The sequence below is a fragment of the Deinococcus aquatilis DSM 23025 genome (assembly GCF_000378445.1).
GTDB classification, from domain to species: domain Bacteria; phylum Deinococcota; class Deinococci; order Deinococcales; family Deinococcaceae; genus Deinococcus; species Deinococcus aquatilis.
Map to the genome: position 1 here is coordinate 1 of NZ_KB899735.1, position 16,654 is coordinate 16,654.

Sequence of the window (16,654 nt, forward strand, 5' to 3'; positions counted from 1 at the left end):
TCTTCAGCGGCAGTGTTTACATCGGCGGATTCCTTCGCTGGAACGACTTCGTTCCGAAGTCGAGGCGTGGGTCGCCGCGCGTGAACGTGCGGCCATCACGCTCAACTGGCAGTTCTCAACTCAGGCCGCCCGACGAACCCCTGGACACCACTATGAAACCATTCGTATTAATTGAACGCTGTACTAAGTACATCCTTGTTAAGTTTTAGATCAGGGTGGCTCCGAGGGCTTGAAGGGCGATCAACAAGGCCGCTTGGAGTTCGCTGACGGTGTCGTAACACCGCCGAGGCATCAGGAATCCTTTGAGTCTGCGCCAAGTCGTTTCAATGCGATTGAGCATGGGGCAGTACGCTGGAAGATATCGAAGGAGCATCCCCTTGGCGGCCCAGATCGGCTCTCGTGCTCGAATCGCCTTACCGCGATGAAATGAGGCGTTGTCTAAAATCACCACCGTCAACCGAGCGGTTCCTGAACGACGCTGCGCGTCGTCAGACTGTTCAGCGAGGGTGTCTAGATAAGCGATCACGACGTCCTGCGTGCAGGACGCTGTCAATTGTCGCACCTCCAAGTGCTCCCCTTGGGCGTCCACAGCCAGCGTACCGATCAAGTTGATCCGTCCCTGAGATCCCCAGCGCGTGGGGATTTTGAACTGCCGTCCGGAACCCCGTGGGAACCAGGAGTTGGCGACCGACAGCATCAGTGACAGGCCGGTCTGATCTAAAAACTTGAGGGTGAGTTTGCCGTCCAGTGCCCCTTTTTTAAGGTCTCGATCGACGCCTGATGCTCATGAATGACATCTGGGTCAGGCACCTGACCCGGGGCGTAGCGTCCCCGCTTCCACGAATAGCCCAAGGCCAGGAGTCGAACGCGAACCGCGTCTCGACTGACCGTGATGCCGAAGCGCTCCAAGAGCGCTTCGGCGAGGAGGTCGCTGTTCCAGAGCCGTTGCTCCGCGAGTTTCTCCTGAAGGTACTGGTCCAGTTCTGGAGTGATCCGGCGCGGCGGCCCCGAAGACCGGCCATCCATTAACCCAGGGATGCCATGCTGTTCATAGCGATCCAGATCGTTGTGGACGCTTTGTGGGTTGCGCCCGAAATGCTGTGCCAGGTGCGGTACAGTCATCCCACTGGCGTTCAGACGGACAATGCTTGCTCGCAAACGAACTTTGACGTTGATCCCAGCGCCTAGTTCTAGCCTGCGCAGGGCCGCATCTTCTTCGGAACTCAACGACAGGTGTCGGGCTGGAGGAGTCATTCCTCAAAGCTTAGCAAGGATATACTTAGCATCATTTATAAGCATTGGGCCGAAGACACCACCACAGATCAGCACGGCGTAGGTCAATGGCGTGCAGAAACCAGAATCGGGATCCGTATTGCTGACGAATTGATGCAAAGCATCAGGAAAGGATACATTCGTCCTCTAGAAATCGAAACTCTGGAGAAATTGAAGCAGCGTATGGCAAGGAATTTATACCGAACCTTGTCCATCCTGAGAGACCCGGAGGAGATGCAGTATCAGGCTTCTCTTTCTGCTTGAGCTGTTCACCTCGGCCTCCACTATATGCGGGCCTTGAACCAGGCCCTGATTGAGACTGGGGATCTGAAAGATATAGAAAGTACGGAGCAGGGAATCCACCAGATCCTGCCCTAATATTTTTGCGGAAGACAGGCACGTAGAAACCAACCCTTCTATTCTGTCCACTGGGCCAGCATGACCTGAGCCTCGGCAGTACTTTTGCCCAACAATCCGATCAGATCAAGGGTCGTGACTCGGCCCCCGACATACAAAGCCGAGACCCGATCCCGAATCTCCCGGCGTTCAGTGGGTTGATCATAGGTCCCCATCAAAATAATGTGTGCCGCCGCGAGATCACGAACAGCCACCGGAGCATCCGTATCGCTGGAGGATTGGGCGGCTGAGTGGCGAGCCGGTGGAGTACTCGCCTGCTGACCTTCGACTTGGGTCAGGAGGGTGTCGTACTTGTGCGGCTGCTCCAGAATATCCGTCAGGATTCCAGCTTTGTTCCGAATCTTGCTGCGGTACTCCGTTCGCAGCAGGGCCTCCAAGACCCCCACGGCCCGCTTCACCGCTTGCAGTCCGTGGGTCTGGGCCAACAGAAGCGTGCGCCCTCCACTGACCCCGTAGCGGGCCAACAGTGCGGCCGCTTCAGGATCAGGGGCTGTGGCGTCCATCTGGCCAAAGGTGTAGTGCACCACACGCGATTTCCCCCGGCCTTGATAGGTCACGTCCCGCAAGAAGCCCGTCGACTTCAATTCGACATGGGCGGGCTGAAGCGCGCGCATGACCGTATCGGGCCGCATCTCATGCATCCCGAGGTGACTGGCCCATACACTCAGCGGAACCGAGTAGGCGACCACAGGCTGCCCACTCCCCTGCCGCTGGAACGATAGGGTGCGAAACAGGTTGCGGGTCAGCGGCTGCGTTAACTTGGCCAATAGCTCAAAATTCAGCGGCAGAATATGACCAGCCCGAATATTTTTGATCACGCCGTCATCCAGCTTGATGGCCAGCACCGTCTGGGCACGCCATTGCCCGAGGTTGGTGACGTCTGCCGTGTTGTCTTCCGCCGAATGCTTCACGATCAGGCTGAAGCTCATGGTTCGCCAGCGGTGCTTACTGCCGTCATACCAGCTGTCAATCACGTCATAAGCGGTGTACTGCAAACGGCGGAGCGACTCGCGCAACTTCTCATAGGCGCGGGCACTCGGGGTAATTCCACTGAGCCGCAGCAGTTCCCGGCTGGTCACCCGCACCGTGTCATCTTCCGGAAGGCCCTGCAAGACAGCGGCGTTCACCAAGCCCAGCAGGATGTCATTGTCGACGCCGTGCGGTACCAAACTGTTGCGCGGCGCCGTACAGGTGATGTGAATCGCCCCCAGTGCGTCCAAGGCCAACTGCTTGGTCCATTCGTAGAGATCTGTGCGGTTGGGTGCAAGGACTAAGTTGAGCCGGGCAAGATTCGGCTCGTCATGCCGTAGCTCTACGTCTGCATCCCGGGTCGCCATGGGATCAGTTTACAGGGTTCCTAAACGCGGTGAACCTGATGTTGCTGCCACTGATTGATGATCAATCTTTTTAAAAGAAGTTAAAACACATGAATGATCATCATTCATAGGCAACGCAAAAACACTGTGGCGGACGACATTTTTCGCAAGAATTCCACAAAGTGCCACAGGCGAACATGCTCTAATTCCACAAAGTGCCACAGGTAAAGAATCAAAAGCACCACAAAGTGCCACAGGTAAAGCTCTGTAGATTCCACAAAGTGCCACAGGCAATTCCACAAAGTGCCGCAGGGAGACAACCTCTGATTCCACAAAGTGCCACAGGTCGGTTGCCCCGAATTCACCTCAATTCCACAAAGTGCCACAGGCAATTCCACAAAGTGCCGCAGGGAGACAACCTCTGATTCCACAAAGTGCCACAGGTAGTTGCGACCGCGTACGCCGCTGAGCGCCTCCACCATCCAGAGGAAAAGAAGAGCCTGATCAGCGGGTCTGCCCCTTCTTTTGCCGACCCCTTGCCAGGTAGGAGTGGTTCTTCTCTGTACCCTGTCATGTTTCCCGTTGCAGTGTGTGGCTTTCCTTCGATCTGTTTTGGCGTTGTCTGACGCTGAGATTGTTGCCTTAGTTGAGTCAATGTTCAGCTTTGAGGGCTCTGCGCAAGGCGATCTGCAAAGGCAGCGACAAAGCAAGCAGCGTTCCATACACCCTCTTGCTGGTGCTGGAACCTAAAGCTGCTGGTTTGTCTGCTCAGCTGGGACGTGACTTGGTCTGTGGCAGGAGCGCTGGCGGCGGATCATCCCGGCCGCGTGGATCCGGCCCTGCGGTAGGTGGACGAACCGGCTGGCGGCTGGCTGTGTAAGTCCCGGTCTCTCGAGGCTTCAGTGGTGGACGCTGTGAGTAACCTCAGCAAAGCTGCTCCGAAGCGAAAGAGAACTCCCAGCTCAGTAGAAGAACTGCCTGGCCCTTCGGGATGTTGCTGCGGTTGTGCTTGAGTCGGGTGCCTTCAGCGGCAGCTCTGGCGACATTCTAAGGGTTGACTGCGGAGAAGGGGTCTCTGGTGCGGGCGGCGCCGGAGTGTCCGGTCATAGAGATGTTGCTGCTGGTTCGGCTGCTGCTGAACGTTAAATGCTGAGCGCACGTGAGGCGAGCTGTAACCCTATGCCCTTGACCCTCTTTGCGGGCCGCGCCATGCTGGAGGGGATGACCGCGATGCCCCAAGCTCCCCACGCTCAATTGCACAATCAGCAGGCGTTCGAGACATGTGTGGCGACGACCTTGCAGGTGTTGGCGGCGGTGGAATTTGCGCCAGCGTTGCACCACACGCAGCCGACGCGGGAGACGTTGTTGGCGTTCAGTGTGGAACTGGACCGGCATGCGGGAGACATTGCGGCATTGGCGGGGGAACGGTTCCTGGATCTGCCCGCGTTGGGGCAAGGGTGGTACGAGCGCCTGGTGACCGAGCGCGATGAACCTCTTCAGGCGGCGTATCACGCGCTGCATTCGGTGGCCTATCTGGGCTTGGACGGTGGGACGACCACGGCGACGCTGCTCTCGGCTGTGGCTTATGCCCTGCGGGTGCTGGCGCAGCGGGAAGGGCGGCTTTCGAATTGAGCTCAGCTGAATAGGGCTGATATAGATGACCTTGTATAGGGGGTTGACAGGGTGGAGATCAGCCACTGAGATGTATGAATTTCAGGTTGTGCGCTAGGACATTGAGCGCCACCTTCAATCGCAGACTGAGATAGGTTTTGACCTGTCCGCAGCGCAGTCGCGCCCCAACCAGGCCGGAGACGGCAGACGCGATGCACTTTCTCGCGGTTCCGTATTCTTCCTTCCAGTGTGAATCAACGTGCTTCGCATTGACTTTCGGGGGCGTCAGGCCCGTCCCTGATTGATATGCTTTATCCCCAATCTGTTCTGGCCCGCCAAAAGCACGCCAATCTTGATTCATACAGCACAACATGCTGAAATCATGTTCATTCGCGGGACGGATGTCGTATTTTACGATCTTGCCGTTCAGCACACTCTAGGCATGCAATTTGAAGCCGTAGGCCGGCTCAGCCGTGCTGAATCCGTGGTGAGCACCACGAAATTTGCATCGTGGCGCTCGTCTGAACGTCGAGACAGGGAGTGGCATTGAATACACAGCAACGAAGTTCAGGCTTTGGACTTCTGCCACAAGCCGCTCCACCATTGGGGTCAATCGAGCGAGTTGGATGCGGGCCTGAGTCTCAGATGGGAAATGCGGGAAGTGGTTGAGCTTGAGGAGCTTCCACCAGCGGGAAGCGGCAGTGAAGTGAGATCGCAACAGCTCATCAACACCCTCCCTACCGCATTTCTTCCTCCTCAACTCGGCGCCTCTTTACCGTCAAGTGCACGATGGGTCTTCCAGAGACAAAGCCATTTCTCTGGACCACTTTTGCCTGCTACGATGTCGGGCATGAGTTTGAACACGGTGTGGTGGTGGCCCGATTGCTGATCGGGTGACGTCCACGTGTTGTCTTGCGCGCCCGATGACCGGGCGCGCTTTTATTTTGAACTCACTGGAGATCCCTGATGAAGCAACGTATTTTGACCGGCGACCGTCCGACCGCTCCGCTGCATATTGGTCACTATGTTGGCTCACTCCGCAACCGTGTGGCCCTACAACATGACTACGACACGTTTGTCCTGCTGGCGGATGTCCAAGCCCTCACGGATAATTTTGAGCATCCCCAGAAAATTCGGGACAACGTCATGGAAGTCATGCTGGACTACCTCGCCGTCGGTCTCGATCCCCACTCGGCAACATTTGTCCTTCAATCACAGATCCCTGAGATTGCGGAACTCACCATCTTTTTTCTGAACCTTGTGACCACCTCACATCTCCGTCAAAATCCTACCGTCAAGACAGAGATTGCTCAAAAAGGCTACGGCGAATCTGTTCCAGCAGGATTTTTTATCTATCCCGTTTCACAGGCCGCTGACATCACGGCGTTCGGTGCCCACCTCGTTCCTGTGGGTGACGATCAACTGCCCATGATTGAACAGACCGTGGAGATTGTGCGCCGCTTCAACCGCCTTTATGCACCTGTGCTGACGGAACCCAAAGCCCTCGTCGGGGAGGTGCCTCGCCTGCCGGGGCTGGACGGGAAAACCAAGATGAGCAAATCTATGGGGAATGCCATTTTCCTCTCGGATTCCCTGGATGAAATTGCGCGGAAAGTGTCTGGCATGTACACCGACCCCAATCACCTGAAAGTAGATGACCCGGGCGAAGTCGAAGGCAATCCGGTCTTTGCATACCTGGAAGCGTTTGATCCTGACCGTCAGCACGTTCAAGCCCTGAAGGATCACTACGGTCGAGGAGGCCTGGGAGATGTGAAAGTGAAACGCTACCTTTTGGAAGTGCTGGATGCGGTGCTGAGCCCTATTCGAGTGCGCCGGACCGAATATGTACAACACTTGGAGTTGGTGGAAACCGCTCTGAAGGAGGGAACTCAGCGTGGTCGAGAGGTCGCAGGGCAAACGGTGCAGATGGTTCGAGAAGCGATGAAATTAAATTATTTCGGCCCATCCTAACTACGGTGGATTTGGAGAATATTTCTATTCTTGGCCCACATGTTGAGACCTGATGCGATGACAGGAGACGGCTGATTTGTCAACCTCTATTCGCGGTAGAAGAGCGGTCATTCGCCCACCTCTTCTTGGCCAGCAGCGCAAAAGGCCATGCTGGAGGTCTTTCTGGCCAGCCCTGATCAAGTTCTTCCCGTCAGACTGAAGGATCTGCGGGCCTGGGACATGACTATTCGCTTGGGGCGTGGCAGGCGCTTCAGAACGCAGAGCCGCCGTTCAGGGGGCGGCTTCACAACCGGGTCTGAAACAGGGCGGCGTTGGAGCGGCCTCATGCAGAAGCTTTCGTCATTCTTCCGGTCGCTTCCCGGGTTGCTGGCCTGAATGAGACAGCGAACCGAGGTTTAGTCAGGGGAAGTGGAATGGGCCTCTATCTCACCAAGCGACCAGCTTCCTCAATATTCAGTTGGTACTGAGGTGAAGATGTACGAACAGGTAGACCTACTGCGTTATGAACTGTTGGAAGAGCGTTTTGGCAGTGAGAAGTACGCTGATGTGACCCTTGAAACACTGGAAAAGTACCAGGGCAAGGTGCCGGAGCTGCTGTTGGCCATCTGGGAACGGTACGGGTTAACCTCGCATGGTCAGGGTGAGCTGTGGTTCACCAACCCGGACGACTTCACCGACATCGTTCAAGCGTTTTTCGGGGATCAACACCCGTTCATCGTGTATGCCCGCACGTCGTTCGGCAGGTTGTGGGCCATCCTGGATGACCGTCTCTATACGATTCATCCTCAAATTGCGTGCGCCATCTACGGCCACAAGCTCGAAGTCTTCGACACCCTGATGTCGAGCGGCTTGGTATCAACCAGTTCCGACTTTCACACGGAGCACTTAAAGGCGCTCAAGAAACTTGGCCCCCTGAAGGCCGATCAGATGTACGGGTATGTCCCAGTGCTGGCCCTCGGTGGGAACGGCAGTCTCAAAGAAACAAAGATTGTTCAGATGCGCGAATACCTGTTCATGGTCGCCGACATCGCCACTACTGCGCGACGTGAAGGCTGGAATCCTCTGGGGCTTCCAACGGAGTCGTCCTCCTAGAAAGAATGGATCTCAGGAGCGCCGCTGATTCACCGCAGCCGTGTTGCTGCCCTTCCTGACCTTGTAGGACGCGGTGAGATTGAGAAGCACAGCGTTAGGGTGTGAATCCAAGACGCTCAGGCCTTTAGCGCCGCACCCGAGAGGGCGTTACCTGGTCACATCCTCTCGGCCAGGGCTGGGACGGCCTTTTTATTTCTGTGGCGTTTTCGGAGGGCGGGAACGTCGCGGCCAACACCGTCATTGAGGCGGCGTTGGTGCAGGCCACGGCACAGCTGCGCCTTTTGTCCGATATTTTGGCTGGCAGATGAACGTTCAAGAACTCAGGAGTGCCTTTGAGCGCTGGACGCCCTTTGAGGATGCTCCTCCAACATTGATCACCGCACTGCAGGCATGTCTGGATGAACCCAGCACCGAACTTGACACATTGTTTCGCGACGTGGTGTACGCCTTCAACGAAGCATCGGATGGCTTCTGGATCAACTACGCGATCAAATACTCCCGGCAAGCGCAGAACCCCGAGCTTGCTCTCCAGTATCTCGAACACATCGTCGGGCACCCAGAAATCTACATTGACTTGGCGGGTCTGTTCGGCTCTGCGGCGACCTATCTCGGATGCTTGGCCGCTTACCCCAACCGTGCACTTGGCCAACTCATGACAGCCCCAGACCTCGGAAACGAGGAAAGCGATTTTATCTTGCAACATGCACGCGCCTCTGCCTTTGGGGCGTACATCATGACGGCGACAACGTTTGCCTACGGGTTAACAGCAGGCCGCGCCATCAGAGACCGTGGTGAGCAGCCGACGCTGGAGAGGGCCGAAGCCCTGATTCGGGCCTGGTCCGGTTCCCCAACTCCAGCGTAACGAGTCCCTGCCTCCGCCGGTTGACCACGTCAGACCTAAAAACAGCATTGGGCTGTCAGTGACCACACCCTAAGCACCGACCAGGGCCAGGATGACTACCCAACCCACCACCATGATCATAAACTAGCGTGGATGGAACAGGCTGTCGTGCAGCGCGAGGACACGGGTCTTGAAAAACATGCCCACTCCCATCTGCTGCGGCACAGGTTCGAGAGATTGATGCTTGACCGAGGGCTACCCATTGATCAGGTGCGAAAGTTTCTGAGATATCGCAACGTTGCGACGACCCAGATCTACATGGAGACGAGTACCAGTCACCTGGGCCGGATCGACCTTACAGCCTTGGAACGGTAATGGATGGATGTCCGACCCGCTTGCCCCCAGCGTTGGCTGCCCTCGCTAGATCAGTCCAGAATGCAATGAGCACCGGCCCTGATTGAAGTCGTAGGTGAGTGAAGTTGCAGAGCAGACAACAACACTGATGTTGCCGATCGCTCCCCAGACGCCTCTGGTACTGCCAGACAGATGTATTCGGTGTTGCGGCGGAGCCATGACCAACTTGACTTCCTCAATGAGTGATCGTACACTCACTACATGCTTCCAACTGTTACTCTCTCTACTGCGGAAGCCCGGCGAGAAACTGTCATCAGGAGCGCCGTGACTGTCTTTGCTCGTTCGGGCTACCTCGGTACTCCTGTTAGCGCTATTGCTGAGCACGCACAGATCTCGACCGCCTACGTCTTCAAGTTGTTTCCCCGCAAGGAGGACCTGTTTGTCGCGGCCCTGGGACGCTGCTTCAATCTCATTCAGAACGCCCTCGAAACTGGGGCTGCCGCCGTATCCGATCAGACCCCTGAGTCCATCCTGGCCGCGATGGGCCGCGCCTACGCCGCCCTCATCGCCGACCGTTCCCTGCTGATGTTGCAGGTCCATGCCCAGTCGGCCACAACGGTGCCAGAGATTGCCGCCTCACTGCGGGATGGCCTCGGGCAGATCGTCAGCTTTGTCAAGGCCCGGTCACTGGCACCAGACGAGGCTGTTCAGCAGTTCATCGCTTATGGTCAGCTCTGCCACCTGATTACAGTCGCCAACCTGGACGATGACGCCACCGATTGGTCCCGTCTGCTTACCAAGGGTATTCAGCATTTTTAACTGAACGCCACAGGTCAGGCGGTTTCTTCCATCTCATCTAGTGAGTGACTGATCAAGCACAATTCGCCCTCGCCATTTCACCAGGAGAATAGCCATGACCCAGACCCTGCACCCTACGCGCTCCACCCGGATTACCGAAGTGGTCCTCCCTGGACTCGTCGAACCCACTGGTCTCCAGATTCAGCAACGGACCTTGCCCGCACCGGCAGCGGGACAAGTGCTGGTGCAGGTGGAGGCGAGCGGCGTCTCGTTCGCGGAACAGGGCATGCGGCGAGGCCGCTATCCGGGCCAGCCAAAGTTTCCCTTCGTTCCTGGTTATGACCTCGTCGGCACCGTACGTGAGGTGGGAACCGGAGTGGACCGGGCCATGATCGGCACCCGGGTCGCCGTTGCCACCAAGACCGGGGGCTGGGCCACGTACGCGCTGGTGGCCGCCATCGATCTGGTGTCGGTGCCCTCAAGCGTTGACCCCGCTGAGGCCGAGACAGTCATCGTCAACGGCGTTACCGCCTGGCAGATGCTCCACCGCAGTGCACAGGCGAAACCCGGTCAGACGATCCTGGTACACGGAGCCAATGGCGGTGTAGGCAGCATCCTTGTGCAACTGGCCCGGCACGCTGGCATACGGGTGATCGGCACAGCGTCTCCCCGCCATCACTCCGCCCTGCGTGAACTGGGAGTGGAACCCATCGATTACAACACCCCCGATCTCAATGCGCAGATCCGCCGTCTGGCCCCGGACGGTGTGGACGCCGCTTTCGATCATCTGGGGCTGAACAGTGCCCGGCGCTCCTTTGACCTGTTGGCCAGAGGCGGCACCCTGGTCGCGTACGGCATGGCCGCCGACCTGAACGAGGAAGGCTCCATGCTCCCGATGTTTCTCAAGATGGTCGGTCAGATCCTCGTCTGGACCGCGTTGCCCAACGGTTGCCGGGCCTCGTTCTATGACTTCTGGAGCGGGAAGACCATCACTCCCAGGGTTTTCCGCAGGCGTCAACACGAGGATCTTAGCCGGGTGTTGGACCTGCTTGCTCAGGGCGTGATCACCCCATACATCGCCGCTCGCTTCCCGCTGAATGAGGTGGTGCAGGCAATGGAACTCGCCGAATCCCGTACGGTGATGGGCAAGGTCGTGCTTATTCCCTGAAGCTGTAGCTGAGTTCCAATCAAGATTCCAACTGACTTGGCTTGATCAGCGCGTTCAGACCGTAACATAGGGACAATGAAGGTATTGACGTTTTTCAATCATGTGGGCGGGGCCATGAAATCCAGCCTCACACGGGAAGTGGCGTTCGCCATGGGGGCCCTGGGACAACGGGTGCTCATGATCGACCTGGATCCTCAAGCAAACCTGTCTTCCTGGGCTGGGGTCTATACGGAGGACCTGTCCCAAACAGTGCATGACACCGCCGTGGATGACGCGCCTCTCCCCTCCCCTGTCCGGACCCATGGCGTTGACCTGATACCCAGCAACGTACTGCTCTCGCTGGTAGAAGGACGCATGCTCGGCACGATTGGGGCTCAGATGAATCTGAGGGCGCATCTCCAGGAAGAAATGACTGACCGCTACGACGTGGTCTTGATTGATTCTCCACCGAGCCTGGGACAACTTGCCGTACTGGGCGCAATTGCAGCCGATCACCTGATCGTACCTGTCCCCACTGAGGAAAAAGGCGTGCTGGGCCTCAAAGGTCTGACACAGATGCTGCCAGCTTACCGGAAACTCAATCCCAGCCTCAGCGTCGCGTTGTATGTCCCGACGCGTTTCGATACCCGCAATTCCCATGACCGCGAGATGTTGGCGTTCTACCAGGAAAATTTGCGTCCCCTGGCTTCACCTGTCCCTCTGCGTGCTGTGTGGAAGGATGCACAACTCGCCCGCCAGCCCCTGTCGCTCTATGATCCACGGAGTGAGGCCAACGGACACGTGATCAGGGTGACGAATGAGATCATCACTGCCGTAGGGTTGCCTGTGGAGGTGCGCCGTGGCGAAAGCTAAACGGCCAACACTCAGCAATTCACTGGCAGAATTGGTGGGAGAGGCTTCGTTGACAGCCCAAGCTCCAGTAGCCCCTGATGAGCGGGTCACGGAACTGCCGCACGACGTTCTAGAGCCAAACCCCTATCAGCCTCGACGTCACTTCGACCAGACGGCACTGGAACAGTTGGCGTTCTCCATTTCGACTCACGGACTATTGCAACCCCTGTTGGTGAGGCCCGTAGCGGATGGCCGCTACCAGATCGTTGGCGGAGAGCGGCGGTGGCGAGCTGTACAGTTGATGTCAAATCCAGAACAGCCTTTGACCGTAGAAGGCCGCCTGCTGGTCTGGAACAAAGACACTCAACGTCTTCCAGTCGTGATTCGGGAAGTACCGGACGAAGAGATGCGGGTTCTGGCCGCCGTAGAGAATCTACAGCGAACAGACCTGAATGTGATTGATGAGGTTGACGCGACGGTTGCGCTAATCAGCGCTGCGCTGGGCATCTCTGAAGACGAGGTGTCCTCAACCCTGTCCCGTCTGGTAAGGACGCCTGATGAAGCTCAGGTGCAGGCCTTGGACACCTTGTTCGGCCAGTTAGGTCGGGGTGGCTGGAAAAGCTTTTTCAAGAACAAACTGCGGATCAGGCGTCTACCTTCGGAGGTGCTGACTGCCATGCGGGAACAGGGTTTAGATTACCGGAAGGCGACCCTCCTGGGCTCAAGTAACAACGAGGAACAGCGGCGGGAACTGCTGGCAATGGCACTCCAAGGAGCGTCCCTTGAAACGCTGGATGGAGAGCTTAAACGGCGATCTCAACCTGAAGAAACTGCCCCGCTGAAGGCTCTGGAATTGAGCCGCGCCGTGGGGCGCAAGCTGGCGAGTAAGACCGTGGTGACAGGCCTGAGTGCAAGCCGTCAGAAACGATTGGAACGTCTGCTGACGCAGCTCAATCAACTCTTTGATGAACAGGAGAATGAAGAGCGGGGGAGAGGGCGTAAAACGGAAATCTGATGCCTTTTACAAGGGAGCAATGAGGGTGGTCTTCATATGAAGACCACCCTCTTGATCTTCAGTCAACAGTACAAAAGAGACAGATATGACAGCCCAAACCGTTGGTAGGGGCCGACACAAATGTGGGTCAGGGTTATGTTGAAGGGCACATCTTTTTGACGGACGAGCCGCAGAGGGGCAGGGAGGTAAATCTATACGTCTGTGCCAAAGTCTGTACCCCGAATAGCCACGTTCACCAAGGGTGAGGGAAACCCAAACCTATTCTGCCATTGACACAGTTGTAGAAGCGGGCAAGATCGAACCCCTCCTCATGGGTTGGGAGCAAAACCGTGCCTAAGCCTCAACGCACCGTTTCTTACTGGCTGATTCAGCTTCTACAGCTCAACTGAACCATAGTAATTGACTTCATAGTCCTGAAAGCTGTAGAGCTGCTCGTTGATGTCTGAGGCAATCTGACCCAGAAAAGCGTCGAGATCATTGAAGAGGAATTCGCAATAGCCCCCCTCGTGGGTGAACTTGTTGATTGTTGAAGTAGGAAGGTCAAGAAACAGGTAATTTCCAGCTCCATCTGCCGCGAAAGGGAGCCAATCCGGACGCCACGCCTCTGGGGAGTTGTCTGGCATGAAGGCCACCCTCAACATCTGCGTCGCAGCCAGAATCTCAGTGGCCGGAACGATAAGCCAAGTCTGGAAAAAGTACAGCCAGTCGGGAAACCCGTCGTGTCTGGCATACAGCAAACTCAGATCAGAGGGTAACTGCCGGTGGAAAAACTTCCCAATCTGTTCCCATAGCAAGGTGTCCACCGGTTCAGGCAGGTCATCACTCTGGACACCGACAGAGTCCAGCCAGCGCTCAATTACTTCGAGATGCTCTACGAGATTCACAGGTTGGACACCACCTTCAGGAAATATTTTTGAGATCTATCACTTTAACTGTTTTGCTGCCACCCAGATCAATGGTCATAAGGTGAAGATTTTGGCCTCCATTGCTGTTGGTCAGCCCGTCCAGAGGTTCTGGTTATCTGAAGCGGGACTTCAGAGCAGGCTGGAAGCTCGCGGCTCTGGTGGAGGACGGATGGCCCGGGGCCTGAGGGAGTACCAACCGCTCAAAGCAGGCGTGGTTGCTGTGAGCATGATCGGAATTCACCTACAAGTCAGAGGTAAGGGTCTTTATACGCTCACCAGTTTGTCGCGATTATAGGAGCCGTACGCCCAGCAGAGCGGGATTAGGTTAGGTGGCAACGTAGGGGATTCAGGAGAAGTATGGCATCTGAAAAGGCGGTGACGTAGCTGTAGTTCAAAAGCGGCAGCCGCTGAAAGATGACATAAAGCTGTATGACCGTACATATAAAAAAACGTGCGCCATCAGCTGCTGTTGCGTTAAAGAGGAGACGGGTCAAGATTGAATTGGCCCCCACGCAGCTGACTGTGTTGGAGACGCCGATGGACGTCATCGCGAATAAAGACGCTGCCCACTCGCCAGGGCACCCGGAAGAAAGGGGGCAGCTGTTCTGACCCTGGCACGAAGACCAGATCGTCTCTCTCGGTGGGCCGACGCGCCTTGATGGTCTTGAGCGGGGCGACCGCGTATAGAAGAACATCTGGTCGGGTCTGCTTCAACAATTCGTCACGGGTGAGTTGCAGTAGGGCGCTTGAGCCATACATCACCACCTTCACGGGAAGCTGGCAGCAGGATTCGCAGATCTCCTGATCAAAGTCGGCCATGAACGCTGAACCGACCACCAGGCAAGGGGCATCGCTGTCAAAGATGTCCGCATGTTGAAACACCTCGGCAGCGGCAAAAGCAATGAGTGGCTTGGAGACGCGCTCTGGGGTCTTGATCAACGCGAAGCTGCTGCTGTGAGCCTGCGCCGCGGCCAAGGTGGTTAACCCGGCATGGATGTTGAGCTGGGGATCTTGTTCATCACGCTTCAGCCCAAGGCGCTCCAATAACTCAACGGAATCCCCGGTGAGTTGCCAGATGGGTTGCAGGTCAGCCTCTGCTGCCTGACGAGGGTGGCTCAACACCTTGGATGACCTCTTCTTCCAGCGTCTCCCACGCCCTACGGTTCCGGCCAGGTGATAGGCAACTCCTGAAAGGCCACGCCACGGAATTGACCCTGCTCGAGCAAAGCTTTGCCTTCTTCGGTTGCGAGCAGAGAGCCACACGGCCCCGTAGACACCACAAAGAACGGCGGGAGCTGTTCCGGAAGATGAGTCGCAACAAAATTCTGATGGGTCGAAGTCGCCTCATCAAACAGAGGCAACAGCTCAAACAGATGCAGCATGTGAAACCGGATGTCTGATTCAGGATCAAAATGGGAATACCTCGCTTTTGCGGCTCTTGCGCGGGAATGCGGAAGAGCCGCAAAACCGAAGCATGCTCAAAAGCTCCATTCCCCCTACAACGTACTTTCTTCGATACTCGCTTCGCTCGGTTAATTTATAGATTAACTTCAATCTACTGAGCTCCACGTTACCCTGGCCCAGCGACTTCCCCCAACCGCCCACCAACATACGGGTCAACCTGACAGAACCGTTTGCCCTCAGATATTCACACCGCAAGCGCTATCTTTGCAGGGCCTCCGACGCTGTCAGGCTCAAGAATGGCTTATCACTTCGGCCATAACGCAGAGCTGTTTTTCAGCAGGCCGCTGGTGCTACAGGCGAACAGGAGCTATTTCAACGAGGCCATGTCGATCACGAAGCGGTACTTCACGTCGTTGTTCACCATTCGTTCGTAGGCGACGTTGATGTCCTGCATGTCAATAAGTTCGATGTCGGCCACGATGCCGTGCTCACCGCAAAAATCGAGCATCTCCTGCGTTTCGGCCACACCGCCGATGTTGCTGCCCGCCACGCTCCGGCGATGTGAAATCAGCAGGCCGCCGTGGACGCCAACAGGGTCGATGGCACCGACGATAATCAGTTGTCCGTCGCGTTTGAGGGTACGCAGGTAAGGGTTCAGATCGTGCTTGGTCGGCACGGTGCTGAGAATAAAGTCGAAACTGCCCCGGACAGCTTTCATGGCGTCCGGATCATTGCTGATGACCACATGGTGTGCACCCAGACGCAGTCCGTCAGCGGCCTTGCCCTGCGAGGTGGTGAACAACGTGACTTCCGCCCCGAGGGCAACTGCCAGCTTGATACCCAGGTGTCCCAGTCCGCCCAATCCGACGATAGCCACGTGGTGGCCCCGGCCAATCTTCCAGTGTTTCAGCGGCGAGTACATGGTGATGCCTGCACATAACAGTGGAGCCACCGCCGGTAGCGCCAGCGAACCGGGAACACGCAGGACAAACTGTTCGGTAACCACGATAGAGGTCGAGTATCCCCCAAAAGTCAGGTTGCCGGTGTCCTTCTCACGCGAGTTGTAGGTGGTGGTGTGCCCATTCTCGCAGTATTGCTCCAACCCTTCGGCGCAGCTCTCACAGTGCTGGCAACTGTCGATCATCACGCCCACGCCTGCCAGATCGCCCACCTGAAAGCGGCTCACCCCCTCGCCCACTGCGGTCACCCGCCCCACGATCTCATGTCCCGGAACCAGTGGATACAGGCTGGGCCCCCACTCGCTACGGGCCTGATGAAGATCAGAGTGACAGACTCCGCTGTACAGAATCTCAAGTTGAACGTCCTGGGCGCGTAGCTCACGTCGTTCGATCTGGAAAGGGGCAAGTGGACTGTGGGCGTCCTGGGCGGCGTAGGCATTGACAGTGGGCAAGAAGAACACCTCTTGTGATCGCTGCCCTGAGGCAGTGGAGAGAAATGAGAGAGCCACGAAACGAGACGAAGTATGGCATAACCAGCGCTGGAGCAACCCCAACGAAAGATGAAAGAGCATCTGCTGGACGCAGCGATCTCAATTACTCGTGGGATTGGGGAAGACCCGGCTTGGTCCCTGGTGGCCAAAGAGGACAGGCAGCACGGGGTGTTGTAAAGCCCTCATGACTGGGAGTGAAGAGAGCGGCA

The 16,654-nt window shown here is 56.8% G+C and carries 17 protein-coding genes and 1 pseudogene; 9 read left to right on the top strand and 9 right to left on the bottom strand.

What is annotated here, in order from left to right; genetic code table 11:
• Positions 1 to 205 precede the first annotated feature (205 nt).
• The 4 genes from F561_RS0118290 to F561_RS29040 all read right to left on the bottom strand — a co-directional run bounded on the left by F561_RS0118290 (position 206) and on the right by F561_RS29040 (position 3,305).
• Positions 206 to 697, bottom strand: coding sequence for a transposase (locus tag F561_RS0118290; protein WP_019011414.1), 492 nt, complete (start codon positions 695 to 697; stop codon positions 206 to 208).
• A gap of 20 nt (positions 698 to 717) precedes the next feature.
• Positions 718 to 1,254, bottom strand: coding sequence for a helix-turn-helix domain-containing protein (locus F561_RS25945; protein ID WP_083922540.1), 537 nt, complete (start codon positions 1,252 to 1,254; stop codon positions 718 to 720).
• Between the two features lie 434 nt (positions 1,255 to 1,688).
• The gene (locus tag F561_RS0118310) at positions 1,689 to 3,026 is read right to left on the bottom strand and encodes a replication initiator protein A (protein WP_019011418.1); all 1,338 of its coding nucleotides are present in this window, start codon (positions 3,024 to 3,026) and stop codon (positions 1,689 to 1,691) included.
• A 9-nt stretch (positions 3,027 to 3,035) separates the two neighbouring features.
• A complete protein-coding gene (locus tag F561_RS29040; protein WP_157451994.1) occupies positions 3,036 to 3,305 on the bottom strand; it encodes a hypothetical protein in 270 nt (89 codons plus the stop codon).
• A gap of 879 nt (positions 3,306 to 4,184) precedes the next feature.
• Here F561_RS29040 and F561_RS0118320 point away from each other — a divergent pair.
• Positions 4,185 to 4,637, top strand: coding sequence for a hypothetical protein (locus tag F561_RS0118320; RefSeq protein WP_019011420.1), 453 nt, complete (start codon positions 4,185 to 4,187; stop codon positions 4,635 to 4,637).
• 58 nt (positions 4,638 to 4,695) lie between these two features.
• Here the strand turns inward: F561_RS0118320 and F561_RS28035 are convergent.
• Positions 4,696 to 5,289 (bottom strand): annotated as a pseudogene (locus F561_RS28035) (transposase family protein); the annotation flags it as partial.
• A gap of 293 nt (positions 5,290 to 5,582) precedes the next feature.
• Between F561_RS28035 and trpS the strand changes: the two are divergent.
• The 8 genes from trpS (at position 5,583) to F561_RS25955 (ending at position 12,686) form a co-directional block, all read left to right on the top strand.
• Positions 5,583 to 6,587, top strand: coding sequence for a tryptophan--tRNA ligase (trpS, locus tag F561_RS0118330; protein ID WP_019011422.1), 1,005 nt, complete (start codon positions 5,583 to 5,585; stop codon positions 6,585 to 6,587).
• A gap of 474 nt (positions 6,588 to 7,061) precedes the next feature.
• Positions 7,062 to 7,679, top strand: a complete 618-nt coding sequence (locus F561_RS0118340) for a GAD-like domain-containing protein (protein WP_019011424.1) — start codon at positions 7,062 to 7,064, stop codon at positions 7,677 to 7,679.
• A gap of 304 nt (positions 7,680 to 7,983) precedes the next feature.
• Entirely contained in the window at positions 7,984 to 8,541 is a 558-nt protein-coding gene (locus F561_RS0118350; RefSeq protein WP_019011426.1) for a hypothetical protein, read from the top strand.
• Positions 8,542 to 8,673: 132 nt separating this feature from the next.
• On the top strand, positions 8,674 to 8,895 hold the full coding sequence (locus tag F561_RS30550) for a tyrosine-type recombinase/integrase (protein ID WP_019011427.1): 222 nt from the start codon (positions 8,674 to 8,676) through the stop codon (positions 8,893 to 8,895).
• 240 nt (positions 8,896 to 9,135) lie between these two features.
• Entirely contained in the window at positions 9,136 to 9,693 is a 558-nt protein-coding gene (locus tag F561_RS0118360) for a TetR/AcrR family transcriptional regulator (RefSeq protein WP_026299044.1), read from the top strand.
• A gap of 94 nt (positions 9,694 to 9,787) precedes the next feature.
• The gene (locus tag F561_RS0118365) at positions 9,788 to 10,840 is read left to right on the top strand and encodes a medium chain dehydrogenase/reductase family protein (RefSeq protein WP_019011429.1); all 1,053 of its coding nucleotides are present in this window, start codon (positions 9,788 to 9,790) and stop codon (positions 10,838 to 10,840) included.
• A 75-nt stretch (positions 10,841 to 10,915) separates the two neighbouring features.
• Positions 10,916 to 11,692, top strand: coding sequence for a ParA family protein (locus F561_RS0118370; protein ID WP_019011430.1), 777 nt, complete (start codon positions 10,916 to 10,918; stop codon positions 11,690 to 11,692).
• Positions 11,693 to 11,726: 34 nt separating this feature from the next.
• Positions 11,727 to 12,686 carry a ParB/RepB/Spo0J family partition protein gene (locus F561_RS25955; protein ID WP_245556573.1) on the top strand — a complete coding sequence of 320 codons (960 nt, stop codon included), beginning with the start codon at positions 11,727 to 11,729 and terminating at the stop codon, positions 12,684 to 12,686.
• A gap of 374 nt (positions 12,687 to 13,060) precedes the next feature.
• Here the strand turns inward: F561_RS25955 and F561_RS0118380 are convergent, their stop codons facing one another.
• The 4 genes from F561_RS0118380 to F561_RS0118400 all read right to left on the bottom strand — a co-directional run bounded on the left by F561_RS0118380 (position 13,061) and on the right by F561_RS0118400 (position 16,415).
• Positions 13,061 to 13,570 carry an SMI1/KNR4 family protein gene (locus F561_RS0118380; protein WP_019011432.1) on the bottom strand — a complete coding sequence of 170 codons (510 nt, stop codon included), beginning with the start codon at positions 13,568 to 13,570 and terminating at the stop codon, positions 13,061 to 13,063.
• 495 nt (positions 13,571 to 14,065) lie between these two features.
• Positions 14,066 to 14,713 carry a hypothetical protein gene (locus F561_RS0118385; RefSeq protein ID WP_019011433.1) on the bottom strand — a complete coding sequence of 216 codons (648 nt, stop codon included), beginning with the start codon at positions 14,711 to 14,713 and terminating at the stop codon, positions 14,066 to 14,068.
• A 35-nt stretch (positions 14,714 to 14,748) separates the two neighbouring features.
• A complete protein-coding gene (locus tag F561_RS0118390) occupies positions 14,749 to 14,973 on the bottom strand; it encodes a hypothetical protein (protein WP_019011434.1) in 225 nt (74 codons plus the stop codon).
• 389 nt (positions 14,974 to 15,362) lie between these two features.
• On the bottom strand, positions 15,363 to 16,415 hold the full coding sequence (locus F561_RS0118400; protein ID WP_019011436.1) for an NAD(P)-dependent alcohol dehydrogenase: 1,053 nt from the start codon (positions 16,413 to 16,415) through the stop codon (positions 15,363 to 15,365).
• Positions 16,416 to 16,654: the final 239 nt, after the last annotated feature.